Raw genomic sequence first — 26,226 nt, 5'->3', positions numbered from 1 at the left:
TAAGATTACCGTCGGCCCGCTGTTAAGAACCCGCCTCTATACTGATTTCATTACCCGGAAAAAGGGGATGGAATGCTTGAGGATTTTCATGTTCGCTGTCGTTCTGACGTTGTCCGCGGGAGCTGCCTTCCAATGGAAGAGCAGTAAGGTCCCGCTTCGCCAGGCGCTTCTCTGGAGCTCTGTCGCTCTCGCACAGCTCGCCGTCATTTTGGCTCCTTCCTTCATGAAGGGCGGCTGATCACGCCTCTGCTGCACAGCCGTTCAGGATATTGCCATTTCATATTTATTCGCCGCCAATAAGGATGGGAAGGCAAGTTTTCCTGTCTTTTTTGGCGATTCATCGTTTGGATTGAAATAGTGGATTAAGCTCCCTGCACCGATTCAAAGGAGCTTAAATAGGATGGATACAGGCATGATCGCAAAACAGGGATCTTCACAAATGCCCCCATTCTCCTCCTCCGCTTCCTGATAACCAGCCGTCCTATGTATAACTTGCGATTCAATGGCCGATGCTAAACATATATACAACGGACTAGAGCCTGTACAAGCTCGTCATCGTCATGCGAACTCATTTTCCATGATTCGAAGGAGGAACAACTTATGCCCGATCTGCTGAGACTCGCCCTGATCGCCATCGCCCTGCTGTTCGTCGGCCTCGTCATGCACTGCGTCCGCAAGGGAGTGCTTCGGGACCGCTACGCGCTGCTCTGGATTACCGTCAGCGGAAGCATACTCGGCTTGTTCCTGCTCCCCTTCCTGCCGCTGGGCCACGGCTGATGGCCGACTGCGGCCACCAACAAAAAAAGCTGTCTCCTCCATGAGAGAGGAGACAGCTTTTTTTAGGATTCCGCGCCCAGGCGGAACAGAACCTCGTGGATGCTCAGCTTGGAGCCGAGCATCAGATCCCTTGGATTCGGCGCGCTTGCCGTCGCCGCCCCGTGCCCTGCTTCCTGAGCGCCGCTGCCCGGATGCCCGCCGGCTCCGCCCGGATGCCCGGACGCTGCTGCAGCCGCATGCTCCGGCGCCGGATTGCCGTCTGCCGCCGTACCGCCCATCGGCTGCGCTCCTCCAGCCGGAGCTGCGTTCTCCGCTCCCTCGGGAGCGCGCCGCGCATGCGCTTGCTTGAACGAATCGCTGTTCACCCAATTGTCGAAGCTCGCCTTGTCCGTCCAATGCGTCACGACCTTCAGCTCGTCCGATTCCTCCTTGCGGTCGAGCAGCAGCTCCATGCCTGCGAAGCCCGGCATCGTATGGACGCCTTTCGGATTTTTGAACCTTTCCGCCACCTGTTCTCCGAAGCCCGACTTAATCTGAATCGTATTCGTTACGACGATCATTACCTTTCGCCTCCTTCGAGAATGGGAACGCTCTTTCCTCAGTTTAACAGCCTGGGCGGCACGGCACAAACGCCGCCTCTGCCATGGCTTTCCTGCCCTTCCCGCTGGAAAGAAAAAGCCTTCGTTCCAAAATGGAACGAAGGCTTTTTTGAAAGTTCTTCCGAAGGCCCCGGCATCAGCCGTTCGGCCCTTCGACACCGGCAAGGCTGGCGGTTTACTTCGCTGCCGTCTCTTCCGGCTCGGCTTTATGCTGCTCCGGATGAGGCTTGACGGTCAGCCCGCCGTTCTCCTCGTCGATGACCAGCATATCGCCTTTCTTGATATTGCCCATCAGCAGCTCTTCGGACAGCCGGTCCTCGATATGCTTCTGGATCGCACGGCGCAGCGGACGCGCGCCATAGGCAGGATCGAAGCCTTCCTTGGCCAAGAAGTCCTTCGCTTTGTCCGTGAGATCGAAGTCGACTTCCTGCTCGCGCAGCCGCTTGCGCAGCTCGTCGGACATCAGCGTCACGATGCGGGCGATATGCTCCTCTCCGAGGGAGTGGAACACGATGGACTCGTCGATCCGGTTCAGGAATTCGGGACGGAAGCTTTTCTTCAGCTCGCCCATGACCTTTTCCTTCATCTGGTTGAACTCGCGTCCGGCATCATGCTGGGCCGTGAATCCGAGCGTTGAGTTGCGCTTGATCTGGTCGGCGCCGACGTTGGACGTCATGATGATCAGCGTATTCCGGAAATCGACCACGCGGCCTTTGGAATCGGTCAAGCGGCCGTCCTCCAGCACCTGCAGCAGAATATTGAACACTTCCGGATGCGCCTTCTCGATTTCGTCCAGCAGCACGACGGAGTATGGCTTGCGGCGGACCTTCTCGGTCAGCTGGCCGCCTTCCTCATAACCGACATATCCCGGAGGAGCGCCGACGAGGCGGGAGGTGGAGTGCTTCTCCATATATTCCGACATGTCGATGCGGATGACCGCATTCTCGTCGCCGAACATCGCTTCGGCCAGAGCGCGTGCCAGCTCGGTTTTGCCGACGCCGGTAGGACCGAGGAAGATGAAGGAGCCGATCGGACGCTTCGGATCCTTGAGTCCGGCACGGGAGCGGCGAACGGCGCGGGAGACGGCCTTGACGGCATCCTCCTGGCCGATGAGGCGGCTGTGCAGGATCTCTTCCATCTTCAGCAAGCGCTCGGTTTCTTCCTCAGCCAGCTTGCTGACCGGGATACCCGTCCAGTTGGCGACGACCTGAGCGATGTCCTCCGGCGTTACTTCGGAATCCGTGCGTCCCTGCTTTTCTTTCCACGTGTTTTTTGTCGTATCGAGCTCTTCGCGAATTTTCTGCTCCGTGTCGCGGAGCGCCGCGGCCTTCTCGAATTCCTGGCTCTGGACTGCCGCATCCTTCTCCTTGCGCACCTCGTCGAGGCGCCCTTCCATCTGCTTCAGATCCGGCGGGATCGTATAGGTATGCAGGCGGACCTTGGAGCTGGCTTCGTCGATCAGATCGATCGCTTTGTCCGGCAGGAAGCGGTCGGTGATGTACCGGTCGGACAGCTTGACTGCAGCCACGATGGATTCATCCGTGATTTTCACGCGGTGATGGGCTTCGTAACGGTCGCGAAGTCCATGCAGGATCTGGATCGCTTCGTCCGGAGTAGGCTGATCCACCGTGATCGGCTGGAAGCGGCGCTCGAGGGCGGCATCCTTCTCGATGTACTTGCGGTACTCGTCGAGCGTGGTGGCGCCGATGCACTGCAGCTCGCCGCGGGCGAGCGCCGGTTTCAGGATGTTGGAGGCGTCGATGGCGCCTTCCGCGCCGCCGGCTCCGATCAGGGTGTGCAGCTCGTCGATGAACAGGATGATGTTGCCCGCTTGACGGATCTCATCCATGATCTTCTTGAGCCGGTCCTCGAATTCGCCGCGATACTTGGTGCCTGCCACGACGGAGCCCATATCCAGCGTCATGACGCGCTTGTCGCGAAGCGTCTCGGGAATTTCGTTGGCGATGATCTTCTGCGCCAGGCCTTCGGCGATCGCCGTCTTGCCGACGCCGGGCTCGCCGATCAGCACAGGATTGTTCTTCGTCCGGCGGCTGAGAACCTGGATGACGCGCTCGATCTCCTTGCTGCGTCCGATGACCGGATCCAGGTTGTTTTCACGGGCGGAGGCTGTCAGGTCGCGTGCCAAGCCGTCCAGGGTCGGCGTGCTGACGTTGGCCGGCGCTCCGTGGTTGCTCGATACCGCCTCGCTGCTGCCGAGCAGCTGCAGCACTTGCTGCCGCGCCTTGTTCAGGCTGATGCCGAGGTTGTTCAGCACGCGGGCGGCCACGCCTTCGCCTTCGCGGATCAAGCCGAGCAGGATATGCTCCGTGCCGACGTACGTGTGCCCCAGCTTGCGGGCTTCGTCCATGGACAGCTCGATGACCTTCTTCGCACGGGGCGTGTAGGCGATGTTGCTGGGCTGCTCTTGGCCGCGGCCGATGAGCGATTCCACCTCATCCTGTATTTTCTCGAGTCCCAGGCCGAGCGCGATCAGAGCTTTGGCCGCGATGCCTTCGCCTTCCCGAATGAGGCCGAGCAGAATATGCTCCGTGCCGATATTGTTATGTCCAAGCCGCACCGCCTCTTCCTGGGCGAGAGCAAGCACCTTCTGCGCACGTTCCGTAAATCGTCCAAACATCATTCGTAAGCACCTCCATCATGGGTTACAGGGAGCAGCCGGCTGCGGATCAGCTCCGCGCGCCTTGCATCGCGCTGCTCCGTATTCAATTTCTCCTCGAATGCCTGCTGCAGGAAGCCAGGCTGGGTCATTACCATCAACTCATTCATAACCTGCGGGGAAACTTCCCGAATCATGCCCAGATCGATGCCAAGCCGAACATCCGACAATCTCTGGGCCGATTCCTTGGAATCCATGATCGCGGCATGCGACAGGATGCCGTAAGATCTCATCACACGATCCTCGAGCCGCAGGCGGGACTCCGCCTGCAGACGCTCGCGGGCCGCCTTTTCATGCTCGATGATCTGCCTGACGACGCCATGCAGATTGTCGATGATCTCATCCTCGGACTGGCCCAGAGTGATCTGGTTGGAAATCTGGAACAGATTGCCGAGCGCCTCGCTTCCCTCGCCGTAGAGCCCCCTCACGGCCAGCCCCACTTGGGTGATGGCGGAGAGGATCCGGTTGATCTGCTGCGTGAGCACGAGCGCCGGCAGATGCATCATGACGGATGCGCGGATGCCGGTTCCCACGTTGGTGGGACAGCTGGTCAGAAATCCGCGTCTCTCATCAAAAGCATAGTCGACGGCCTCCTCATAAATGTCGTCGATTTTGCTGGCCAGCTTCCATGCCTCCTGGACCTGGAAACCCGGATATAAACATTGGATGCGCAAATGATCCTCTTCGTTAATCATAATGCTGACGGATTCGTTCTCGCTCATGACGACCGCTCCCGCACGGGCCTCGTTCGCCAGCGCGGGACTGATCAGATGCTTCTCCACCAGCACCCTGCGCTCAAGCTCGCTGAGATCCGAAAGCACGACCGTCTCGAACGGGCCGATCGGCTCAAGCTTCCCTTCCTGCGCCACGGAAGCAAGCTTGCTCATGACTTCCGCGGACTGCTGGCTGGTGGCCAGAATCGGAAAGGGATAATTGTGCAGGTTGCGGGCGATTCTTACCCGGCTGCTGAAGACGATATCCGAATCGGGTCCGTCTCCCTTCATCCACTCGCTCAGCGCCTTCTGGGCAAACCGGTTGGCTGCCAATCCAATCCCTCCCTACCGTGCAGCCGCCTTGCGGAAGCTGCGCTTGTGATGTCTATCTGGATGCTTCCAACCATCAGGCTTCCTTGATCTGCTTCTCCAGCTCGCGGATCTCGTCCCTGAGCTTGGCGGCGGCTTCGAACTCTTCTTTCTGGATCGAGCTCTTCATTTCCTGCCTCAGCCGGTCGATTTCCCTCTGCGTTTGAATCCGTCCGCCCGAGCGGCGGGGAATCTTGCCGACATGAACCGTATTGCCATGCACTCTCTTCAGCAGAGGATCGAGCCTTTCCCCGAAATGCTTGTAGCAGGAGCTGCAGCCGAACCTTCCGAGCTTGGAGAACTGCGAATACGTAAGACCGCATTCCTCGCAGCGCGGCACCGCCTGCTTCGTCCCTGCCAAGCTTGCCGCAGGCTCGAAATCCATAAGCCCCGACAGCAGGCTGTGGATGGAAAAGCCGTTGGGAGCTCCCGGAATGCCCTCTCCCCTTTCGCGGGCGCAGGCTTCGCAAATATGGAACTCCGTCTTCTCTCCGTTGACGATCTTGGTAAAATGAAGCGTTGCCGGCCTTTTGCCGCATTCCTGACAAAGCATGCCGCGTCCCTCCTCACCGGTCCTTCTCTATTGCTTACCCAGAAGCGAGATGAGCATCGCCTTCAGCAGCCTGGCCCGAAGCTCGTCGCGCTGCGGCAGCTTGATTGCGATGGACTCCCGGCATACAGCCGCCCGGAGCAGGCTTCCCTCTCGCTTGGAAATGAACAAAGCTTCCTCCAATTGGTAAATAAGTCCTTCGGCGGCGCTTTGATCGACTTGATTGCCGATCGTATGATGAATATGGCCGTGGATGGCTTTGAGCGCAGGCAGCTCGATCCGTTGGATTCGGATATAGCCTCCTCCCCCTCGCTTGCTCTCCACGAGGTATCCCTTCTCGAGCGTGAAGCGGGTACTGATGACATAATTGATCTGCGACGGCACGCAGGAGAAGCTGTCCGCCAATTCGTTGCGCTGTATTTCCACCGCACCTTCGGGACTGTCCTGAAGCAGCTGCTTCAAATGCTGCTCCAATGCATCGGAAATGTTTCGCATATCACCCACCTCCCTATGCCGGGGGCACCTTCAGGATTTTTCTTGAATTGCGGTTAGAAGCCAAACAGCCAAAGGCCGGATGCGTCCCTGTAGCATTCCCTCATCGGCGCAAATTACGACCCGCGAACGGGAACCGGAAGAAAAGGATCTTCGCCTTGCATAAGGCTGGATCAGACTCAACTGACTTTGACTTTCTTTGACTTATACCTTGATTATACTCCTTTTTCAGAAAAGGTCAAGGGAACTTCCACTGCTGCCAACTATATAGGAAAAGCCGCCTCGCCCTGCTGTCGTTACCAGCTTGGGATAAGACGGCCCGCTTTATACTCCGGCTAGAAGAAGTCCATGAAATTCGTCATCGCGTCAGGGATCCGGCTGCCCAGACGGACGGCCTCCGAGCGCGGACCGGAGATATGATCCATCTGCTGCAAATCCCGGGCGGACTTGTATCCGATAAGAAGGGAGGCCAAAGTTCCGATGGAGAGATCCAGCCGTTTGGACGAAGTTCCATCCTGATATCGGGAAAGGCTGCCCTTGCCCTCATCCGTGATGTCCAGCATCCACAAGCCGTCATTCCAGGATGCATCCTCGTCATGAATCTGGAGGACGAACTGATCCCGGACTCCAGGCTGGAACGGAAGCTGCTTGACGAGCCATTGGACATCGACGATGCGAACCATGAAATAAGGATGGATGCTCTGCTCGATGCGCGGATCGGTGAGCTGATAAGGCAGCGGATCCCCCGAATAGGTGTGCAGAACAGCGGATTCGATCATGGAATCATGATTGCTGAAGAAATTCCACAGCCCCACCCTCGCCTCTTCGGTCAGATAGACGAGCTCATGGATGTCGAGACGCCTGTCCTTCACCTTGTAGAGGGCATATCCTTCCGGCGTTCCGTTCTGGGTCCGGTACAGCACCGCACTTCCCTGCTTCCGCTTGAAGACCGAATGCTCCCACCAATCCGCCGTTCTGGCCAGCGTTCCATTGAAGCCCTCCGAATAGGTCTCGTAAAGGATGCCCAGCAGCTCGGCATGATCACGCACTTGTATCCGTTCGACTTTGCCGTTGTTGTGCATCCGTTGAGGCAGCTTGTCCGTCGCCAAGGTGTACTTGACCCGGTCGATGAACAGCTCCCAGCCGTATTTGCGGTAAAATCCGATCGAAAACGGCGCCAGCATAGAAATGGACTGGCCGTTCGCTTTCATCTCTTCCATTGCATGACGGAGCAGCTTGCCCACATGCCCGGAGCGCCTCGATTCCGGCCAGCTTGCGACAGAAGAGACTCCGCCCATCTTCAGCACGATGCCGTTCCAGTTCACCTCGAAGGGAATGATTCTGACCTGGGAAACGATACGTTCCTGCTCGACACCTACGATAACTTCCTCGCACTTGGCTCTTGCCTTGGCCTGCTCCAGCTCCTCAGCGGAAAGCTCCATTTGAAAGGCGTATTGGCTAAGCTTCATATGTTCATCGAATTCTTCCGGCTTCAAAGTTCTGATCTTCATCCTGCACCCGCTTCCCCAAGATGTTAGGTATAGATGTATTATGACACATATTGTATTTTTTTCCCACTTGCATCCTTTTAATAGGGTTCATTTTAAACGCCGCAAACGGTTTCCCCCCTTAGCTTTACACGTTTTTAAGGTTCATTTGGGTTTAAGCTCTCCATGGCAGGAATGCTTTCTTGAGGAAAAAAATCAAAAAAAGCCTGATCGGCGATTGCTCGCGGATCAGGCTTCACTCTGTGCTTGGCGACGTCCTACTCTCCCAGGACCCTGCGGTCCAAGTACCATCGGCGCTGGAAGGCTTAACGGTCGTGTTCGGGATGGGTACGCGTGGTTCCCTTCCGCCATCGCCACCAAACGTTACGCGTGTTCAAGACGTGGCTTGCGCCTTGAAAACTGGATCGAACCAATAGGATGGATGCTGAGTCCATTTGCTTTTTCTTACATGACCAGCGAATCGTATTCGGATTCATTCTCGCCATGTCTCGCCCACGTTCATCGTCTTGCGACGATCTCCCGTGATGCTTGATCCATAGGATAAGCCCTCGACCGATTAGTATTCGTCAGCTGCACGCATTGCTGCGCTTCCACCCCGAACCTATCAACCTGGTCGTCTACCAGGGGTCTTACATACTGGGAAATCTCATCTTGAGGGGGGCTTCGCGCTTAGATGCTTTCAGCGCTTATCCCGTCCGTACGTAGCTACCCAGCGGTGCTCCTGGCGGAACAACTGGTACACCAGCGGTACGTCCATCCCGGTCCTCTCGTACTAAGGACAGCTCCTCTCAAATTTCCTGCGCCCACGACAGATAGGGACCGAACTGTCTCACGACGTTCTGAACCCAGCTCGCGTACCGCTTTAATGGGCGAACAGCCCAACCCTTGGGACCTACTTCAGCCCCAGGATGCGATGAGCCGACATCGAGGTGCCAAACCTCCCCGTCGATGTGGACTCTTGGGGGAGATAAGCCTGTTATCCCCAGGGTAGCTTTTATCCGTTGAGCGATGGCCCTTCCATTCGGTACCACCGGATCACTAAGCCCGACTTTCGTCCCTGCTCGACTTGTAGGTCTCGCAGTCAAGCTCCCTTATGCCTTTGCACGCTGCGAATGATTTCCAACCATTCTGAGGGAACCTTTGGGCGCCTCCGTTACATTTTAGGAGGCGACCGCCCCAGTCAAACTGCCCGCCTGACACGGTCCCTGTACCGGTTTCACGGTACCAGGTTAGAACTCCGATACGATCAGGGTGGTATCCCAACGGTGCCTCCACCGAAGCTGGCGCTCCGGCTTCCTAGGCTCCCACCTATCCTGTACAGATCGTACCAAAGTCCAATATCAAGCTGCAGTAAAGCTCCATGGGGTCTTTCCGTCTTGTCGCGGGTAACCTGCATCTTCACAGGTATTAAAATTTCACCGGATCTCTCGTTGAGACAGCGCCCAAGTCGTTACGCCATTCGTGCGGGTCAGAATTTACCTGACAAGGAATTTCGCTACCTTAGGACCGTTATAGTTACGGCCGCCGTTTACTGGGGCTTCGGTTCACAGCTTCGGGTTGCCCCTAACCGCTCCCCTTAACCTTCCAGCACCGGGCAGGCGTCAGCCCGTATACTTCGCCTTACGGCTTCGCACAGACCTGTGTTTTTGCTAAACAGTCGCTTGGGCCTTTTCACTGCGGCCCCCTCGGGCTATTCACCCTACCGAGGCACCCCTTCTCCCGAAGTTACGGGGTCATGTTGCCGAGTTCCTTAACGAGAGTTACTCCGCGCGCCTTAGCATGCTCTGCTCGCCTACCTGTGTCGGTTTGCGGTACGGGCACCTTCGCCTGGCTAGAAGCTTTTCTTGGCAGCTGGAGATCATGACCTTCGGTACTAAAATTTCCCTCCCCATCACAGCCCAGCCTTACGGTTTGCGGATTTGCCAACAAACCAGCCTCACTGCTTGGACGGACACATCCATCGGTCCGCGTCACTACCCTTCTGCGTCACTCCATTGCTCGTAACGGCTTACGGTGGTACAGGAATATCAACCTGTTGTCCTTCGACTACGCCTTTCGGCCTCGCCTTAGGTCCCGACTTACCCTGAGCGGACGAACCTTCCTCAGGAACCCTTAGGCTTACGGCGGATCAGATTCTCACTGATCTTTTCGTTACTCATACCGGCATTCTCACTTGTGTACTGTCCACCAGTCCTTGCGGTCTGACTTCAACCTATACACAACGCTCCCCTACCCAAGTACTCTAAAGTACATGCCATAGCTTCGGTGGTGTGTTTAGCCCCGTTACATTTTCGGCGCAGAGTCACTCGACCAGTGAGCTATTACGCACTCTTTAAATGGTGGCTGCTTCTAAGCCAACATCCTGGTTGTCTGGGCAACTCCACATCCTTTCCCACTTAACACACACTTGGGGACCTTAGCTGATGATCTGGGCTGTTTCCCTCTTGACGATGGATCTTAGCACTCACCGTCTGACTCCCGGTTATACATGACTGGCATTCGGAGTTTGACTGGACTTGGTAACCCTTGGCGGGCCCCGCACCCAATCAGTGCTCTACCTCCAGCATGCTCAACACCGAGGCTAGCCCTAAAGCTATTTCGGGGAGAACCAGCTATTTCCGAGTTCGATTGGAATTTCTCCGCTACCCCCACCTCATCCCCGAATTTTTCAACATTCGTGGGTTCGGGCCTCCAGTGCGTGTTACCGCACCTTCACCCTGGACAGGGGTAGATCACACGGTTTCGGGTCTACATCCACGTACTATGGCGCCCTATTCAGACTCGCTTTCGCTGCGGCTCCGTCTTCCCGACTTAACCTTGCACGTGAACGTAACTCGCCGGTTCATTCTACAAAAGGCACGCCATCACCCATATAGAGGGCTCTGACTTTTTGTAAGCGCACGGTTTCAGGTTCTATTTCACTCCGCTCCCGCGGTGCTTTTCACCTTTCCCTCACGGTACTGCTTCACTATCGGTCGCCAGAGAGTATTTAGCCTTGGCAGATGGTCCTGCCGGATTCCCACGAGGTTTCACGTGTCTCGCGGTACTCGGGATCCGTCTCGGAGGGAATGGACTTTTGGGTACAGGGCTTTTACCTCTTGTAGCGGGCCTTTCCAGACCTCTTCGCCTAACCCATTCCTTTGTAACTCCATGTGAGACGTCCCACAACCCCAGGAGGCAAGCCTCCTGGTTTGGGCTAATCCGCGTTCGCTCGCCGCTACTGACGGAATCACTATTGTTTTCTCTTCCTCAGGGTACTTAGATGTTTCAGTTCCCCTGGTATGCCTCACGCAGAGCTATGTATTCACTCTGCAGTAACTGGACATTACTCCAGCTGGGTTTCCCCATTCGGAAATCCCCGGATCAACGCTTGCTTACAGCTCCCCGAGGCCTATCGTGGTTCGCCACGTCCTTCATCGGCTTCTGGCGCCTAGGCATCCTCCGTGCGCTCTTAGTAGCTTAACCTGAGGCTGTATAGCCTGGTTAAGAAACAGCTAAGGATGTTTCAGCATTTCTTATTGGTTCGTATCCAGTTTTCAAGGAACAAGTGTTTTTACGGTCGGGCCGCCTACCGAGTGTGACCTCAGCAAAAGACACTTCCAATAAAAATTGTATTTACGGAGATCTCTCATACAGAGGATAACCTCTATAAAGACATTCCATAAAACTTGCGATGGTGGTTGCATGGTGGAGCCAAGGAGGATCGAACTCCTGACCTCCTGCTTGCAAGGCAGGCGCTCTCCCAGCTGAGCTATGGCCCCAGGCAAATTCCATCAAAGCTGAACAAATGATTTAAGCCAGTCCATTTTCAGGACTTTAAATTCGACGGTTTTGAAACCCGAAGGTTTCTCGTGAGGCATCTGGCGATGCCTCGGTTTTGAATGCTTCCGTTGCAGAAAGCGATTCTCCATAGAAAGGAGGTGATCCAGCCGCACCTTCCGATACGGCTACCTTGTTACGACTTCACCCCAATCATCTACCCCACCTTCGGCGGCTGGCTCCCTTGCGGGTTACCCCACCGACTTCGGGTGTTGTAAACTCTCGTGGTGTGACGGGCGGTGTGTACAAGACCCGGGAACGTATTCACCGCGGCATGCTGATCCGCGATTACTAGCAATTCCGACTTCATGCAGGCGAGTTGCAGCCTGCAATCCGAACTGAGACCGGCTTTTTAGGATTGGCTCCGCCTCGCGGCTTCGCGGCCCGTTGTACCGGCCATTGTAGTACGTGTGTAGCCCAGGTCATAAGGGGCATGATGATTTGACGTCATCCCCGCCTTCCTCCGGTTTGTCACCGGCAGTCATTCTAGAGTGCCCACCCGAGGTGCTGGCAACTAAAATCAAGGGTTGCGCTCGTTGCGGGACTTAACCCAACATCTCACGACACGAGCTGACGACAACCATGCACCACCTGTCTCCCCTGTCCCGAAGGCCGCTGCTATCTCTAGCAGATTCAGGGGGATGTCAAGACCTGGTAAGGTTCTTCGCGTTGCTTCGAATTAAACCACATACTCCACTGCTTGTGCGGGTCCCCGTCAATTCCTTTGAGTTTCACTCTTGCGAGCGTACTCCCCAGGCGGAATGCTTATTGTGTTAACTTCGGCACCAAGGGTATCGAAACCCCTAACACCTAGCATTCATCGTTTACGGCGTGGACTACCAGGGTATCTAATCCTGTTTGCTCCCCACGCTTTCGCGCCTCAGCGTCAGTTACAGCCCAGAAAGTCGCCTTCGCCACTGGTGTTCCTCCACATCTCTACGCATTTCACCGCTACACGTGGAATTCCACTTTCCTCTTCTGCACTCAAGCCTTGCAGTTTCCCGTGCGACTTGGGGTTGAGCCCCAAGATTAAACACCGGACTTACAAAGCCGCCTGCGCGCGCTTTACGCCCAATAATTCCGGACAACGCTTGCCCCCTACGTATTACCGCGGCTGCTGGCACGTAGTTAGCCGGGGCTTTCTTCTCAGGTACCGTCATGGCGGAAGCAGTTACTCTTCCACCCGTTCTTCCCTGGCAACAGAGCTTTACGACCCGAAGGCCTTCCTCACTCACGCGGCGTTGCTCCGTCAGACTTGCGTCCATTGCGGAAGATTCCCTACTGCTGCCTCCCGTAGGAGTCTGGGCCGTGTCTCAGTCCCAGTGTGGCCGATCACCCTCTCAGGTCGGCTACGCATCGTCGCCTTGGTGAGCCGTTACCTCACCAACTAGCTAATGCGCCGCAGGCCCATCCCCAAGTGACAGATTGCTCCGTCTTTCCCGATCTCTCCAGGAGGAGAAACCGCATATCCGGTATTAGCATCCGTTTCCGGAGGTTATCCCAGTCTTGAGGGCAGGTTGCCTACGTGTTACTCACCCGTCCGCCGCTAACCTTGTCCCGAAGGACAAGATCCGCTCGACTTGCATGTATTAGGCACGCCGCCAGCGTTCGTCCTGAGCCAGGATCAAACTCTCCATAAAAGAAGACTTCGTGTCCGAAGGACGAAGAAGTGCTTCAAGGTGTTTGACTTGCTCATTGTAAAACGTTGTCGAATTTATAGCTTAATCATTTGTTCAGTTTTCAAAGAACTTGGTTGGTCACAAGAGAATACTTTATCATACAGAGCATTCCTTGTCAACAGCTTGTTTTTCTTTTTTGTTTCCGTTCGCCGTTGTTTTTGCCGTGCCGCCGAAGCGACAAGAAGTAATATACCACAGTCTCCAAACCATATGCAACCCCTAAATCAAAAAAATGTCGATTTGATTTTCCACCCCATGATCAAGGGGCCTTGCTGACGGTTCAGACGCTTAAGAGAAAAACGAAAGGAACCGGAAAGGGGCGTCCCCTTTTCGGTTCCTTCTCTTCTCCCGTTCAGGGAGCATCGAGGCTTCCGCGGGCTATGCTTCCGTCCGCTTCAATCCATGCCAAGCAGCCGGCGTATCTCCTGCTCGTCCTCGATGACAGCTACGCCCAAGGCACGAGCCTTGTCGAGCTTGCTCCCGGCGCTCTCGCCGGCAAGCACGAAATCGGTCTTCTTGGAGACGCTCCCGCTTACCTTGGCTCCCAGCGCCTCCAGACGGCGCCCGGCTTCATCCCGCGTCATCGTGTGCAGCGTGCCGGTCAGCACGACCGTCTTTCCGCTGAACGGACTGTCCACGGCAATCGGCTCGACCTTGTCCGCCTCCGCCTTGACGCCCTTCTCCCGCATGCGGCGAATGCTCTCCATAATAAGCGGCTCCTTGAAGAAGCCGACGATGCTCTCCGCCACGATGCCGCCGACATCCGGCAAAGCGGTGAGCTCCTCTGCCGTTGCTGCCATGATGGCGTCGAGGCTGCCGTAATGGTCGGCCAGCATGCGCGTGGTCGCTTTGCCCGTGTTCGGAATGCCGAGAGCGTTGAGGAAGGAAGCCAGGTCGCGGTCTTTGGACTTCTCGATCGCATCCATTAGATTGCGCGCCTTTTTGTCCCCGAACCGCTCCAGCTTGATCAGATCGTCATAACCGAGATCGTACAGATCGGCCGGATCATGAACCTCGCAGGAATCCAGCAGCTGCTCAGCCGTCATGACGCTGAACGTCTCGATGTCCATGGCGTCTCTGGAGGAGAAATGAGTGATCCGGGCGATGATCTGAGGCTTGCAGCCGAGACGGTTCTCGCAGAACAGATGGGCTCCGCGCTGCACAAGGGGCGTGCCGCAGGCCGGGCATGTCTCGGGATAGACAATTTCCTCCCCTTGCTCTTCTTCATCTGCTCTGCCGAGAATCTCGGGAATGACGTCGTTGGAACGCCGGATGAAGACGCGGGTGCCGAGAGCGTGCTTCAGCCCCTTGCGCTCGATATCCCCGGTATTGTTGAGGGTGCAGTTCTGCACCGTGACGCCGGCCAGCTCCACGGGCTCCACCCGCGCGAGCGGGGTCACTTTACCCGATAAGCATATTTTTTATTTTTGACTTTTGTTTAAAAACAGACATCTAGATTAAGGTTTTGTATTATACTCGCAAGTGAATATTTCGGCGTGGCAGAGCCGTGGGGTTAATAAGTGAGAGCCATGACGTTAAACGGGAGAGCCATCAATCGAAGAATGGCTCTCCGTGTACCAGTTTAACTATCGTCTCCCGTTAGAGTTTAATCAACCTTCTACGCTTTACCACATATATGTGATACGGTTCGCCGCGCTGTCACTAACGGCAAATTTCTCTCACGTTTACGACGACATTCCCCTTCTTATGTTTTTGTTCGACATAACGATGGGCGTCGGGAATTTGTTCCAACGAATAGCGTCTATCGATGACTGGTTTAATTTTACCGGCCTCAAGTAGCTCTTGGAGGAATATGAGGTCTTCAACGCGAGGCTTTTGTGACAGATGCACATTCACATATTTTCCGTTCGTACGCAGTGCTTTCTTGAATGTCGATTTTTTGATTTTCGATATCTGTTTCCCGACGGCATCAAAGATTAAGTCATAGCTTTCACCAAGCGTCGTGAAATCCTGTTTCGTATAATCTATGACCCGATCGGCTCCTATAGATCTCACCATCTCAAGATTGGCGGTACTGCATACCCCTGTTACATCTGCCCCGTAATATTTGGCAAGCTGCACCGCATAAGTACCTACACTTCCAGAGGCTCCATAAATAAGAACCTTCATTCCACTCGCGATATTCCCCTTCCTAAGAGAATTAAACGCGGTTATTCCCCCGATGGGAACAGCGGCAGCCTCCTCATAGCTCACATTGACCGGTTTGATGACCACTATTCCATCTTCAGGCAAACATTTGTACTCGGCATATGCACCGAAGCCAAAACCACAAAACGCAAATACTTGATCACCGATCTTAAATCGTGTTACATCTTTGCCTGCGGCTTCAACTTCCCCAGCTAACTCAAACCCCAATATCGTTACTTTTTTGGGCCTTAGAAGACCATTGTACAGTCTTGAAAGGAATGGGTCGGCCTTTCGCATGCGCCAGTCCCCCGCCGTTACCGTTGTCGCATATATTCTGACCAGTATTTCATTGTCCTTGGGTGTAGGTTTCTCTACCTCCTTGAGATGAAGAACATCGGGCGATCCGTATTTGGCATATACAATTGCTATCATCCTTGCCCCTCCTTGATTATGCTATTTTCCATTCTAGTGTTTGCTTAAATGGACTGCAGATCCATTAAACCCTTTCGTGATGAGCCACACCGCAAGGGTCATTTCATTGGCGAATATCGGAAGCGCCAAGATCGCCCCCCAAGCAGAGACTTGATCAATGACCCCGAACATTTCTAATAAGGCTGCAAGAAAGATCAATGCTGACCCTGTCAAACCCAATATGGGGATGAACCTGGGTACAAGCTTTGACTTATAAAAGATATAACTATACATCATCGTATTAATTCCCAGAAAAAAATTAGGTCCAAGCAAAAATGTATAGTCATGCACTGCTTTTAGCAATGTACCCGAAACCTGATAAGACGCGATATCCGGGGACCCCGCTGCTACATAGTCCTGGCTTAAGGCCAACAGGGACAGTACGCTGATGACCCCTACCGTAATAACAATAGCCTCCAAAAACCGGAAACAAACATGCCAAAGAGCAATCGTTTCATTAAATTTCCGTAAAAAAGGAAACATGGTGGTTGCAGTGCCTACCGCCGAAATGACAAGGATCAATTCCATAACCGCGCCAAGCACCACCTCGTTAGCGTGCGCGGAACCTTGAACCAGGTAATCGGGATCATTTAGGATTGGTTTGTATAAGATAAGCCCTCCTATGATTGATGTAACGGCTGCAAGGATAAACAGAACACCTACAATTTTTGATGCCGTCTTGTTTGAAAATTCATTTTCATCATCCCTTTTCCGTATTTTCCCCATAGAAGAATACTTCCTCCAACGGCAAGTTAAAGGCACGAGCAATTCGAAAAGCCAACTCCAAAGACGGTGAATAGTTGCCCTTCTCCAGGGCTACGATCGTTTGTCTGGTTACGCCCGCCATGTCGGCTAACTGCTGCTGGGTCATCTCATTGTGGTTAAATCGTAATTTTCTGATATGGTTGCCGACAAAATTTTTACCCATCTTAGACTCCTCTCCTGTAGTGATACAGTCTCGATAGGGATCCCGTTACATCCGAAAGAAAGCCGGAGGCGATCAAGATGATGAACATCACCTTCGAGGGCTGATCCATAACCAGGGAACCCATAGCCACAAGAAAACCGATGACAAACACGAAAAAAGAATTGCGGAAGGCTTTCAAGTCAATAAGCTTATCAAGTTCATCCGCGAATGAAGGTTCCTTTTCACCTGTCGTCATTCGGAAAACGATGTTAAAAACGATGCTGATCACGATATGCGCTGCGATAGTGACCACGGTCAAAACGAGTACGAAGGACCCCCAGTAATGGAAGACTTCCTTTGAATCCATTACCCCTTCAGGATACTGCGGGTACCTGTACAAGCAATAAGCTGCAAAAATGAGAATGGAACTGATTAACGATACAATACTCTTCTTTTCTTGATAGGTCATATACGACACCGCCTTCATCAAAGTCAAACCCGCTAAACATAATGAATATCAAACTTTACATTAAGTCAACTTTGTCGTACAAAAAAACCGAATCACCCCTGAATAGGTCGTGATCCGGCTAGGTCGATTGGCTAGGGTGATTACTTGCCGTCACTTGTGGTACGATTCAGCGCGACTAATCTTAATCTATTTTGCCCGTTCATATTAGTCCTTCAAGTGACTCTGAACATTAACATCATGGCTCTGTTTTATTAACAAGATGGCCCTCACAGATTAGCCCAATGGCTCTCTACCGCCGAAATATACACAAGATTATCATATAGAATATATCGACTTTTTTCCTGCGCAATATGGGCACTTTGAACCTTTTACCCTTCGTTCCGTTGGAGCAAGCCAACTATGTCCTTTTTTGCATTTCCACCAGATCATTTTGCTGGAACCTTCTGAAATTGAATTTATATTTATCCCAACATTTTTATCATGATCAAATTCGATTAAAAGCATTGGATACTTATTGAATATTGAATCTTCTTCTGAGATTCTTGCCCCAGAGCAAAAAGGGCATTTCTTTCTTTTTGTCATTGAGCCAATTCTTTCATTCCATTTGTGCTTCCCGCAAATCCAATTAACCTCTTTATTGCTGTGTGGAAAAAAGTTTTCCGGCTTTAAATCGCCATTCGAATCATAATCCCAATAACTTGCTGCTTCCGGTTCTAATGCTTTAAAACTGTTTATATCAGGGATGACAGCCGTGTTATTACAGAATGGACACTTTTTTCTATTGCTTACCCTTTCACATATAACGTCATTCCATTCATGTCCTTCCTTACACTGCCACCAAACTTTTTTGTTGCTCTTCTCTTTAAATTCATAAGGTTTTAATTTTCCATTCTTTATAGTATGCCATTCAGAAGCTATGTCCTTATGTAAAGTTTCTAAGTCATTTTCGCCCCTAACCGCTATTCTACCAGAACAGTACGGGCATCCATTTCCGCTAGCCCTTGAGTGTATTGCCGCTTCCCATTCATGCCCCTTTTCACATTCCCACCAAACTTTTTTAGAAGATCCGCGCATAGCCATCTGCGGTGTAAATTTCCCATTTTTGGTAGAATGCCATTCTTTTGCCAAAAGGGGTTCTGTTGTTGAAAAATCATTTTCTCCAACTATCGGGACCTGACCAGTACAATAGATGCAACCATGATCACGGACTGCCCTATTTTTAACCAAGGCTTTCCATTCATGGCCTTTTTCGCATTTCCACCAAACTGGATCCGGGTAACTAGCATAAATATCTTCCACTGGAACTGAATTCTTCTCTTTATTATACTCTCTGGATATACTCGGGTAATCGTTTACTATGTACTTCCTTGAACTCATGTTAAACTCCTATATATTTTTTATTCTGTTTATTAACTCATAACTTATTTTATCATCTTCAATATTAGGGAAAGTATCTTTTACTATCTCTATGATGTCAGCATCGACATCTGCAATCACCCTATCTTCAGTTAATTCAACGCCATCATCTTCAAAAACACCATTTTTCTTTAATATTTTTTCAGCTTCCCTATCCCATAATATATGTGCCAGTTCGTCTTGTTGCTTCACTTTTATGGTTAATTCCTGTATCTTTCGTTTTTGTTCATCCAGCATTTCTTTAGAAGCTTCCACGCGTTTTTGATATTCAGCATATTTTTCAACAATCTCTTTATTCATTCTTCTTATTTCTGTATCTTTTTCTTGAACCCGAGTTTTTATTTTTAAATTTTCTTTAATAAGCTCTGTATTTGCATTTGACATATCTTCGAGCAGAACATTAAGGTTACTTAACGCAACCTTTAAATCATCCTTTTTCATAGAAAGATAACTATTTATATCAATTTGAGTAAATACAGATTTTGTAATTAGTATTTTCTTATCAGAAAGGCCTGTTATTCTCCCATTCAGACCCTCTAAATATTCTTTTGCTTCTGGATCCCTATTAATAACGTAGTACTTGAAATTGGGTAATTCCAATTCGTCATTCGCGTATTTAGCAATTTTAGAGGCATTTAAGAAGACTGTTCCTCCCGTATAAGCCAAATAAGAGTCAATTATGTTCTTTATTTCTTCTGTCGCATAAGCTTTAGGTCTTCCCATTTTATTTGTCATTCATGTCCCCTCCCCCCAATTCTTCAACATACGCATTTATTAAATTTTCAACACTCGCCTTTAATTGACTTTTCAAAATCACATATTCATCCGTATTTCTATATTCCTTCTCAGAAGATATCCACCTTTTAAGTCTTTTTAATCTTTCTTCCACTTTTAGTTCCTGTTTTTTTATCAATTCTTTTCGGTTCTTATTACCTTGAATATACCTGCATATATCGCAATCACCCGCGACTGCATAGCAATCTTCCATATTCCCTTCGATAAATAATGGTGAATAGCATCTCCCTTGATCATTTTCAACGAAGTTTGCTAATTCGCCTCCACGTATTATAAAATCTTTGCCGTTACCTGCTACTGATTCAACAATAATTTCTTTTCTTTTTGACAACTCAAATAAGCTGTACGCCTTACATTTTATGAGGTTTTTCATGTTACCTGAATAATGAAATATCATATCTACATTTTCGTGACCTGTAATTTCTTTTGCCATAAGAATATTGGCTCCGTTAAGAAGCATATTCTGCATAGCTATATGTCTAGAATCACCTAATGAAATCTTCACTATTTCATTAACTTTCAATTTATATGCCTCGCCAACAATATTTGTCTCTTTTAATTTATCTTTTGGAATTACTCTATAGTTATAATATTTCTCAATAACATCACAATAAAAAACATCTAATAACCTAGAAAAATGTTTTGTATGAAAGAAACCATGATCTTTAAGCCGGTTACTTGCATTTACATATACTTCATTAACAAACAATGAATCTATGTTTGATTCTTTATAATCCTTTACCAGTTTCTTGTAATCGGAAATCATTGCTGCTATTTCATTCGAAACAGCATACTCATAAATCTTATAATCCTCATCTATCTTATAAGTAATATTTCTATTTCTACTTGCGTTGCCTTTCATTTTTGATCTTCTTATTTTAAGATACTGGACCCCACTTCTGCCCTCTACACATTCTTTTGGTATTAAGGTAAACTCAGTGACTCGCACCGGAAGTATCATGGTGATATTCCACCATAAATAAATCGGGTAAAAGAATGTTTTTTCATCGATAGTCGCATTGCTCTTCCAATACTCCTCCAGTATTCTTCCGAATAAAAAATAGCTCTGATATTCTGCTAAATCTCTTCTTTTTACATAATTATATTTATATCGTTCTTCCTCAAGGATAATATCTTCTGAGGTAAAGGGCATTAATTCAATAAAATCTTGAATTCCTGTTTTAAATAATAAATAGCGCTTTGTAGGGATTTTCGTTAAGCATTCCGTATTGTATAACAACTCTTTAATGTTATGTACCAATTCTTGCAAAGTGCCTATAATGTACTGTCCTATACAAAAACTAATAAAGCATTTCAATACTTCTTTAAATTCCGTTACAGAATAATGATTCATATACTTTTTTACATACACTTCATCAAAAGTAAAATCTAAAGTAACCGAATCCTTTTCATCAGATAGAATCCATGCATCATCGTTAAATTCGGTTTGTATAATACCATCTTTTTGATAGATTTCAAATTTTTCCAAAGCAATTTCCTTCTCTTCAGTGCCTATTGTTGAAACCACTTTATGCCGGTTAATATTTTTATTTTGAGTGATTAATGCTAACATCGCCTTTAATCCTCCCCCAAGAAAAGTCTTTGATATTCTGTTATATCCTGTTTATAGATATACTTCATTGACGTTAAAACTTCATAGGCAGCAGGATACAACTTGTTTTCTAAAATCGCCTTCCATTTTAATCTTTCAGCTTTAGTTTTCGCATTTTCAAATTTCATTCTATCCACTTTTATTTCATTATGAAGATCGCTCAGGAATGTTTTTAAATACATTTCCGAACCACAACCTATGCAATGTTCCCTATTAGGCATGTTACACTCTTCTCCAAATGCCTTTCTAATGCAATATACATCTTCATTCTTCCCTACGCATCTACCATCAGCAATTTCCTTCAATGCATTTCCCACAATCTCTGTTGCATTTTCATCACTTATGTACTTAATTATTTCCGATATTGTCTGTTTCGCTTTTAATTCGACTTTTTCGTCTGTTTGCAGAAGCAACTCTATTTCATGTGGTATCATTCCAAGCTCTTTTATGGTTTCTGTTTGTTTGTCTATATGTTTTTTTTCAAATTCATTATCATACAAAGCACTGCACAATAAATAAGGAACAAAACTACAAACACCTCGTTCAAAAAGAATTCTAGTAATATCGTCAACAGAATACCCGTCCATCTTTGCTTTAAGATATTTGGATGTTACTTCTGGTAATGACCCTAAGCCTCCCTTATGGCTTCTGGCATAGGAAGCTAGCAAATAACCATTGTTATTATTTTTGTCACCGCTTTCCATGATTCTTTCCATATATGCCTTATTAGCTTTTCTATTTGATATTAATCTTCCGGCAAATAAACTAGTATAATCTGTTCCAAACAATTCATCGGCATACTTGACATTATTAGGGTGCCGGCATATGGGGCTCCCTTTTCCCTCCAATATCGAATGAGCTTCGCATAATGCTAGAAGCATGCCAATTGTTGATCTTAAACTTTCAGGGATATACATCTTTAAATTAGGTGAGTTCTCATGCCTTTTTGATTTTCGTGGTTTTTTACTTTCAAACCCAACTCTTACTACTAACTCATTAACATATGGAATCCAAGTTGCTTCACTATAATCATGCTCCTTGACCATTCTAATTATTTCATCCGGCTCAACGTTTAAAGTTACATGCGGAATGTTATTTACAATATCTGCTTTACGCCAAGCGCAAACATAATGCATTGCATGATATAACCACGTTGTTGCTAGAGGTTTACTATCTGATGCTTTGATCAACATATCCTTTTCTTTCCAATATTCTTCATTAAAAACCATATATGCTAATTTTAAATAAACAGCATCATCATATGCACTACTATCTTTTTTAACAACACCTACACGTTCATCGAACTGGTTAATTATAGAGAATGAACATTTATCCGTTTGGCTTATATTGAATATAAGATTTGAGAATAGTATGTTGGCATTCTTTGTAATATTATCTGCTGCAAACTCCATATATGTAGAGATTTCTTCATCGTTATATTGATTTATTTCTTTTTTACAGGTTGATCTTAAAAAGTTTGCCAGCTCATTAATGGCGTTTTCCATATCGCGCGGGCTATTCTTTGCAAGTTTCATCAACGCCGTCTTAGTTTTATGATTACAACTAAAGAAATCATCTTCTAGAAGAATTCTTAATTTCTCATCTTTTGTTTTATTATATAATTTTAGTTTTAAAACTATTTTGCTTTTGAATTGTTCCTTATCGTCCTTATTTATATAAAATACTATTGGATTATATGGTTTTGAAATTAGTCTGTGTCTTACTGTAATCCCGAAATAATTTAACCCTGTAAAAAACGAATGCAGTTCACTGTATTTCGCTTGGCTCTCTCTGTTTGTAAAATCGACCGTTATATCTTCATATTCATTAATACATTCTGATATAACATCCTTTAAGCCAATCATTGATTTATCTAATCTGTCGGCTTCTTCAAAGTCTACTTTAGACATATAAGCCACATTCTGATACTTGATAATACTGATTCCCATTGCCTTCATATTGCGCATTAATGTTTCTGCAGAAATACCAAAATGTGCCGATGACATATTTATTGAAATACGTTCAGTTCCATCTATCATTTTATAATCCATAGAAGTCTTCCTTATTAATAGCGTTTATAATATCATTTCCAACCTCTTCACTTGCTTTTTCGTACTGACGCATTATCTCCCCCTTATTTTGTAAATATGTTAATGCCGTTTCAAGAGAAGAATCACCACGCCAGAAAGCAATTCCGTTTATATCTTCACCATTTAATACGAGCTGTACTGTAAACCAATGCCTAAACGCGTGTAACCCCCAATTGCTCTCATTAAGCATCATACCAAACACTTTTAATTCAATATCGTCGGATCTTAGTAGTTCAGGAAGAACAATTTCTCGCATAATATTAACAATCTTTTTACAGTATGATTGTTTAGAAATGGCCATTCTTTTTCCGGTTTTCGCATTTATACTACTATTAACAAACAATGGAGCTTCAGGCTCTAAGTATTTTTCATGTATCATTTTTAAGTGCTCTTCATATGCTTCTTGTATTACTTCAAGGAAAATCGGATAGATAGATTGTGTGCGTTTAATTTTAATTTTACCAGTTTTCTTTCCGTCACTTCTTAATACATATTCCTTATTTAAATCAACTTCAAAACTTGTAAATTTTCCGTTTTCTTTCACATAGCGGATTCCATTAGGGTAAATACTATTCGCCCTACGAATATTTACTATTTCACCTTCTCTAATCCCTGCACAAAGCTGAAGCAAAACGGCTAATACCAACTCTGGCTCTTCCCGTTTTACTGCTCTTAAAAGGATAGGTATCGCTTTCTGTGGAATATCTCTCAATAAACCGTAACTCGAATCACCTAAATATTTCGCCGGTATCTCATATTCCCAAACAGCTCTGCTTCTCTTTTTACCTTTCAATTTATTTGTACTTGTAGTTTCCACCAAAACCTTTCTAACATAATAATGCTCATCATAATCAGATCTTTTCTCTTTTAGATTCTTCATGAAATGACAAATAGCATATCTCTCTTTTTCAACAGATTGCATACTTGGGTAATTCCCCATAGAACTCTTCGTCTTAGAATATTCATTTATATAATCCACAGCGGATTGAAACGGTATATCCGTAATCCTTTTTACTTTATATCTGCCATAATGTTTAAAAAGAGCATATGTAAGAAAATTGCATACTCTTCTGACAGAGTCATTATCAATATAATAAGCGTATTCAGACCCATTAACCGCACCAACATACTTATGATAGTCAGTCAATCTTATCAATGTTCTATCTAGTTGTATTGAAATTAAGGACCATTCATGTTTTATTCCGTCTTCTTCTATCCAATTGTATTGATACGGGGCAAACATCAAATGTTCTGATATTTGAATCTTGTTCATCATATAAGTCACTTCCCTCCCTCTGAATACAGGGGTCCAAGCAGAACCTCTTAGGTTCGAGCTCGAAGATTCGTTTCATGTATTTGTAGTGACCAAGAAAAACTTCCTTTGCTCTACCGTTAAAATAACCCATTTGCAGCATTTCAGCAATGACCCCTTGTGCATAATGTTTATACATCGTTCGCCGGCTTGTCATCCTTCCCATAATTTGTCCCCGTTAATTATTCTTGACTATGCGTTAGCCACACTTCCCTATAGATCTTTTCAGCTTCTTCGCTGCTTAGTTCGTTAAGTAGCTCTTCAAATGTTAGGACGACGTATGCAGCATCCATCGCCTCCGGGAATTGAACTTTTTCGACTGCTGCAATTAAATATCCAATTGCTTGGGTATGAGTTATTTTCATCTAACCATCCTTCCCCATGCCATATCAATCAATTATTATATTTACTCCTTCACCCTGATACCTGCGGCCTTGTCTCATCATTCTAACGATCACTAATGCATGCTTAACTCCTTTGATTTTCCCTTTCAAGAATTGATTTTGCAGATCTTCTTGCAATTCAGCTTCCAGCTCTTCCAAGTACCTTTCAAAATAACTAATTATAGAGTCAATTTCGGAAATACTGTGTTCAAGGTTTTCAAAAAACAGAATACTATTAGAAATTGCCGCCTTTTGAAGGATTGAATCATGGGTTTTTAAGAAGCCTTGAATTGATTCGATGTAGTCTCTAAATGAATTCTCGCTCGGAATTTTTTCCATATGGTTGCCAAACAAGTCGATCAAAAACTGCACTTTTTCTGTGTCATTCAATAATCTCATTTTATCACTCCTTGGCATTGGATTTTCTTCAGATATAGAAATAGACCGCCCTCGCCTTGGAAGACAGTCCGGTCATTTCATTTAGCTAATTGATTAGCACTTCATCAATTTTTCGAAGTGGACGTATAATCATATCTAGACTCCACTTCCCCTGCTGATCCTCTGTTATGAACGCCACTCCCAAAGCCACATAGAGATCAATAACATCAACTATCGATTTCGGATACAGAAGTCCATTAGCCTGTAATTTTTGCTCAATTTCAGTCTCCCTCTCGTATAAAGACTGTACCTCATCATCCTCATGATCCCTTTTATCTGCCCCATTATCGCCTAGGTCAATAAACGTATTCGGTTTGACCTTTTTCTCCATAAAGGCGACAGTTTCTGCCCAGTTAAAACCGCTTGCTACAGAAACACTAAAGTAGGGCAATAACGTAATATTCGGCATAGGAAGCCATCTCCCCCAGCCTCCCTCATAAAACCGGTTAGGAATCACACACTGCCCTTTAGGGATAAGCCCTAATTGCGAAAGCCCCCTTACAGTAACCCTGCCATTAGTTATAAAATTCAAAGCATCATTCTGAAAAGAACACATGTTCAGCCCCCGTCTGGATAATATAAGGAAGAATATCAATTGGCTTCTCGTCGGAAATCTTAAATTCTAAAGATAATCCACCCTTAGTTTCCACTTTATTGAAACTTATTCCTATAACCCAATATTCTTCATCTGAATCGATTGGACTAGCTTGAGTCTTCGTATGACCCTCGCGGAAATAATCAATCAGTTCTTCAAACTCTTCCTTTTTAGGTCCAATCAATTTAACTGCGTCATCACAACATTTTATTTTCAGCACTTTTTGTTTATCGTTCCGCTGAAGAATCAAAAATTGAGCGCCATTGTGAAAAATGATTTTCCGAAATTGAGCTACAAATTGATCAGACGATTGATTCGTCAAAATAAGTGATTCCACTGATCTCACTTTTGGAATCATTTTGCTCACCCCTAGATATAATAACAGCAACTTGATTTTATCACTTTTA

21 protein-coding genes, 1 tRNA gene, 3 rRNA genes and 1 pseudogene are annotated in these 26,226 nt (G+C 47.7%); 2 read left to right on the top strand and 24 right to left on the bottom strand.

Features of this window, described 5'->3' with window-relative positions; all coding sequences use genetic code 11:
- Positions 1-76 precede the first annotated feature (76 nt).
- Complete coding sequence (locus CIC07_RS03145) at positions 77-238, top strand: hypothetical protein (RefSeq protein WP_157742013.1); 162 nt, start codon at positions 77-79, stop codon at positions 236-238.
- Positions 239-600: 362 nt separating this feature from the next.
- Positions 601-777 (top strand): DUF2304 family protein, encoded by a 177-nt coding sequence (locus tag CIC07_RS03140; RefSeq protein ID WP_121234953.1) that lies wholly within the window; start codon positions 601-603, stop codon positions 775-777.
- 62 nt (positions 778-839) lie between these two features.
- On the opposite strand, the gene CIC07_RS03135 is transcribed toward CIC07_RS03140, so the two are convergent.
- From CIC07_RS03135 to CIC07_RS03020, 24 genes and pseudogenes are all read right to left on the bottom strand, one after another.
- A complete protein-coding gene (locus CIC07_RS03135) occupies positions 840-1,337 on the bottom strand; it encodes an antibiotic biosynthesis monooxygenase (protein WP_076360191.1) in 498 nt (165 codons plus the stop codon).
- 214 nt (positions 1,338-1,551) lie between these two features.
- Positions 1,552-4,017 (bottom strand): ATP-dependent protease ATP-binding subunit ClpC, encoded by a 2,466-nt coding sequence (gene clpC / locus CIC07_RS03130; protein ID WP_076360189.1) that lies wholly within the window; start codon positions 4,015-4,017, stop codon positions 1,552-1,554.
- Positions 4,014-5,099, bottom strand: a complete 1,086-nt coding sequence (mcsB, locus tag CIC07_RS03125) for a protein-arginine kinase McsB (RefSeq protein WP_076360187.1) — start codon at positions 5,097-5,099, stop codon at positions 4,014-4,016. Before mcsB ends, clpC begins: the two co-directional genes overlap by 4 nt.
- A gap of 73 nt (positions 5,100-5,172) precedes the next feature.
- Positions 5,173-5,688: a protein-arginine kinase activator protein McsA gene (gene mcsA, locus CIC07_RS03120; RefSeq protein WP_076360185.1), complete on the bottom strand. Its 516-nt coding sequence runs from the start codon at positions 5,686-5,688 to the stop codon at positions 5,173-5,175.
- Positions 5,689-5,715: 27 nt separating this feature from the next.
- Complete coding sequence (locus CIC07_RS03115) at positions 5,716-6,180, bottom strand: CtsR family transcriptional regulator (RefSeq protein ID WP_048743656.1); 465 nt, start codon at positions 6,178-6,180, stop codon at positions 5,716-5,718.
- Between the two features lie 332 nt (positions 6,181-6,512).
- Positions 6,513-7,688: a GNAT family N-acetyltransferase gene (locus CIC07_RS03110; RefSeq protein WP_076360183.1), complete on the bottom strand. Its 1,176-nt coding sequence runs from the start codon at positions 7,686-7,688 to the stop codon at positions 6,513-6,515.
- A gap of 241 nt (positions 7,689-7,929) precedes the next feature.
- A 5S ribosomal RNA gene (rrf, locus tag CIC07_RS03105) occupies positions 7,930-8,046 on the bottom strand.
- Between the two features lie 175 nt (positions 8,047-8,221).
- Positions 8,222-11,150, bottom strand: a 23S ribosomal RNA gene (locus CIC07_RS03100).
- A 220-nt stretch (positions 11,151-11,370) separates the two neighbouring features.
- Positions 11,371-11,446, bottom strand: a tRNA-Ala gene (locus CIC07_RS03095).
- A gap of 152 nt (positions 11,447-11,598) precedes the next feature.
- A 16S ribosomal RNA gene (locus tag CIC07_RS03090) occupies positions 11,599-13,144 on the bottom strand.
- Together the 16S, 23S and 5S rRNA genes with 1 tRNA gene alongside form the textbook arrangement of a ribosomal RNA operon.
- A 434-nt stretch (positions 13,145-13,578) precedes the next feature.
- A pseudogene (ligA, locus tag CIC07_RS03085) lies at positions 13,579-14,592 on the bottom strand (NAD-dependent DNA ligase LigA); the annotation flags it as partial.
- A 253-nt stretch (positions 14,593-14,845) separates the two neighbouring features.
- Entirely contained in the window at positions 14,846-15,763 is a 918-nt protein-coding gene (locus tag CIC07_RS03080) for an NAD(P)-dependent alcohol dehydrogenase (RefSeq protein WP_076360175.1), read from the bottom strand.
- Between the two features lie 33 nt (positions 15,764-15,796).
- Positions 15,797-16,528: a DUF4386 domain-containing protein gene (locus CIC07_RS03075; RefSeq protein ID WP_076360173.1), complete on the bottom strand. Its 732-nt coding sequence runs from the start codon at positions 16,526-16,528 to the stop codon at positions 15,797-15,799.
- Positions 16,503-16,730 (bottom strand): helix-turn-helix transcriptional regulator, encoded by a 228-nt coding sequence (locus CIC07_RS03070; protein WP_076360171.1) that lies wholly within the window; start codon positions 16,728-16,730, stop codon positions 16,503-16,505. Before CIC07_RS03070 ends, CIC07_RS03075 begins: the two co-directional genes overlap by 26 nt.
- Position 16,731: 1 nt before the next feature.
- Complete coding sequence (locus tag CIC07_RS03065) at positions 16,732-17,178, bottom strand: hypothetical protein (protein WP_076360169.1); 447 nt, start codon at positions 17,176-17,178, stop codon at positions 16,732-16,734.
- 315 nt (positions 17,179-17,493) lie between these two features.
- Positions 17,494-18,555, bottom strand: coding sequence for a zinc-ribbon domain-containing protein (locus tag CIC07_RS03060; RefSeq protein WP_076360167.1), 1,062 nt, complete (start codon positions 18,553-18,555; stop codon positions 17,494-17,496).
- Between the two features lie 9 nt (positions 18,556-18,564).
- Positions 18,565-19,329 carry a hypothetical protein gene (locus CIC07_RS03055; protein ID WP_076360165.1) on the bottom strand — a complete coding sequence of 255 codons (765 nt, stop codon included), beginning with the start codon at positions 19,327-19,329 and terminating at the stop codon, positions 18,565-18,567.
- Positions 19,319-20,962, bottom strand: a complete 1,644-nt coding sequence (locus CIC07_RS03050; protein WP_076360163.1) for a hypothetical protein — start codon at positions 20,960-20,962, stop codon at positions 19,319-19,321. The genes CIC07_RS03055 and CIC07_RS03050 overlap by 11 nt, the downstream gene beginning before the upstream one ends.
- A gap of 5 nt (positions 20,963-20,967) precedes the next feature.
- Entirely contained in the window at positions 20,968-23,052 is a 2,085-nt protein-coding gene (locus CIC07_RS03045; RefSeq protein WP_076360161.1) for a hypothetical protein, read from the bottom strand.
- Entirely contained in the window at positions 23,042-24,367 is a 1,326-nt protein-coding gene (locus tag CIC07_RS03040) for a site-specific integrase (RefSeq protein ID WP_076360159.1), read from the bottom strand. Before CIC07_RS03040 ends, CIC07_RS03045 begins: the two co-directional genes overlap by 11 nt.
- Before the next feature lie 218 nt (positions 24,368-24,585).
- Entirely contained in the window at positions 24,586-24,768 is a 183-nt protein-coding gene (locus tag CIC07_RS03035; RefSeq protein ID WP_076360157.1) for a hypothetical protein, read from the bottom strand.
- Positions 24,769-24,792: 24 nt separating this feature from the next.
- Positions 24,793-25,185, bottom strand: coding sequence for a hypothetical protein (locus CIC07_RS03030; protein WP_076360155.1), 393 nt, complete (start codon positions 25,183-25,185; stop codon positions 24,793-24,795).
- Positions 25,186-25,270: 85 nt separating this feature from the next.
- The gene (locus CIC07_RS03025; protein WP_076360153.1) at positions 25,271-25,633 is read right to left on the bottom strand and encodes a DUF6042 family protein; all 363 of its coding nucleotides are present in this window, start codon (positions 25,631-25,633) and stop codon (positions 25,271-25,273) included.
- Between the two features lie 127 nt (positions 25,634-25,760).
- A complete protein-coding gene (locus CIC07_RS03020) occupies positions 25,761-26,177 on the bottom strand; it encodes a hypothetical protein (RefSeq protein WP_076360151.1) in 417 nt (138 codons plus the stop codon).
- Positions 26,178-26,226 lie beyond the last annotated feature (49 nt).

The organism is Paenibacillus sp. RUD330 (assembly GCF_002243345.2).
In the GTDB taxonomy this organism is placed as follows: domain Bacteria; phylum Bacillota; class Bacilli; order Paenibacillales; family Paenibacillaceae; genus Paenibacillus_O.
This window is presented reverse-complemented; position numbering and strand designations above follow the sequence as displayed.

Coding starts and splice junctions, on each gene's coding strand:
- CIC07_RS03140 (WP_121234953.1), top strand. CDS start 601: ATGCCCGATCTGCTGAGACTCGCCCTGATCGCCATCGCCCTGCTGTTC.
- CIC07_RS03135 (WP_076360191.1), bottom strand. CDS start 1,337: ATGATCGTCGTAACGAATACGATTCAGATTAAGTCGGGCTTCGGAGAA.
- clpC (WP_076360189.1), bottom strand. CDS start 4,017: ATGATGTTTGGACGATTTACGGAACGTGCGCAGAAGGTGCTTGCTCTC.
- mcsA (WP_076360185.1), bottom strand. CDS start 5,688: ATGCTTTGTCAGGAATGCGGCAAAAGGCCGGCAACGCTTCATTTTACC.
- CIC07_RS03115 (WP_048743656.1), bottom strand. CDS start 6,180: ATGCGAAACATTTCCGATGCATTGGAGCAGCATTTGAAGCAGCTGCTT.
- CIC07_RS03110 (WP_076360183.1), bottom strand. CDS start 7,688: ATGAAGATCAGAACTTTGAAGCCGGAAGAATTCGATGAACATATGAAG.
- CIC07_RS03080 (WP_076360175.1), bottom strand. CDS start 15,763: ATGATAGCAATTGTATATGCCAAATACGGATCGCCCGATGTTCTTCAT.
- CIC07_RS03075 (WP_076360173.1), bottom strand. CDS start 16,528: ATGGGGAAAATACGGAAAAGGGATGATGAAAATGAATTTTCAAACAAG.
- CIC07_RS03070 (WP_076360171.1), bottom strand. CDS start 16,730: ATGGGTAAAAATTTTGTCGGCAACCATATCAGAAAATTACGATTTAAC.
- CIC07_RS03065 (WP_076360169.1), bottom strand. CDS start 17,178: ATGACCTATCAAGAAAAGAAGAGTATTGTATCGTTAATCAGTTCCATT.
- CIC07_RS03060 (WP_076360167.1), bottom strand. CDS start 18,555: ATGAGTTCAAGGAAGTACATAGTAAACGATTACCCGAGTATATCCAGA.
- CIC07_RS03055 (WP_076360165.1), bottom strand. CDS start 19,329: ATGACAAATAAAATGGGAAGACCTAAAGCTTATGCGACAGAAGAAATA.
- CIC07_RS03050 (WP_076360163.1), bottom strand. CDS start 20,962: ATGTTAGCATTAATCACTCAAAATAAAAATATTAACCGGCATAAAGTG.
- CIC07_RS03045 (WP_076360161.1), bottom strand. CDS start 23,052: ATGGATTATAAAATGATAGATGGAACTGAACGTATTTCAATAAATATG.
- CIC07_RS03040 (WP_076360159.1), bottom strand. CDS start 24,367: ATGATGAACAAGATTCAAATATCAGAACATTTGATGTTTGCCCCGTAT.
- CIC07_RS03035 (WP_076360157.1), bottom strand. CDS start 24,768: ATGAAAATAACTCATACCCAAGCAATTGGATATTTAATTGCAGCAGTC.
- CIC07_RS03030 (WP_076360155.1), bottom strand. CDS start 25,185: ATGAGATTATTGAATGACACAGAAAAAGTGCAGTTTTTGATCGACTTG.
- CIC07_RS03025 (WP_076360153.1), bottom strand. CDS start 25,633: ATGCCGAATATTACGTTATTGCCCTACTTTAGTGTTTCTGTAGCAAGC.
- CIC07_RS03020 (WP_076360151.1), bottom strand. CDS start 26,177: ATGATTCCAAAAGTGAGATCAGTGGAATCACTTATTTTGACGAATCAA.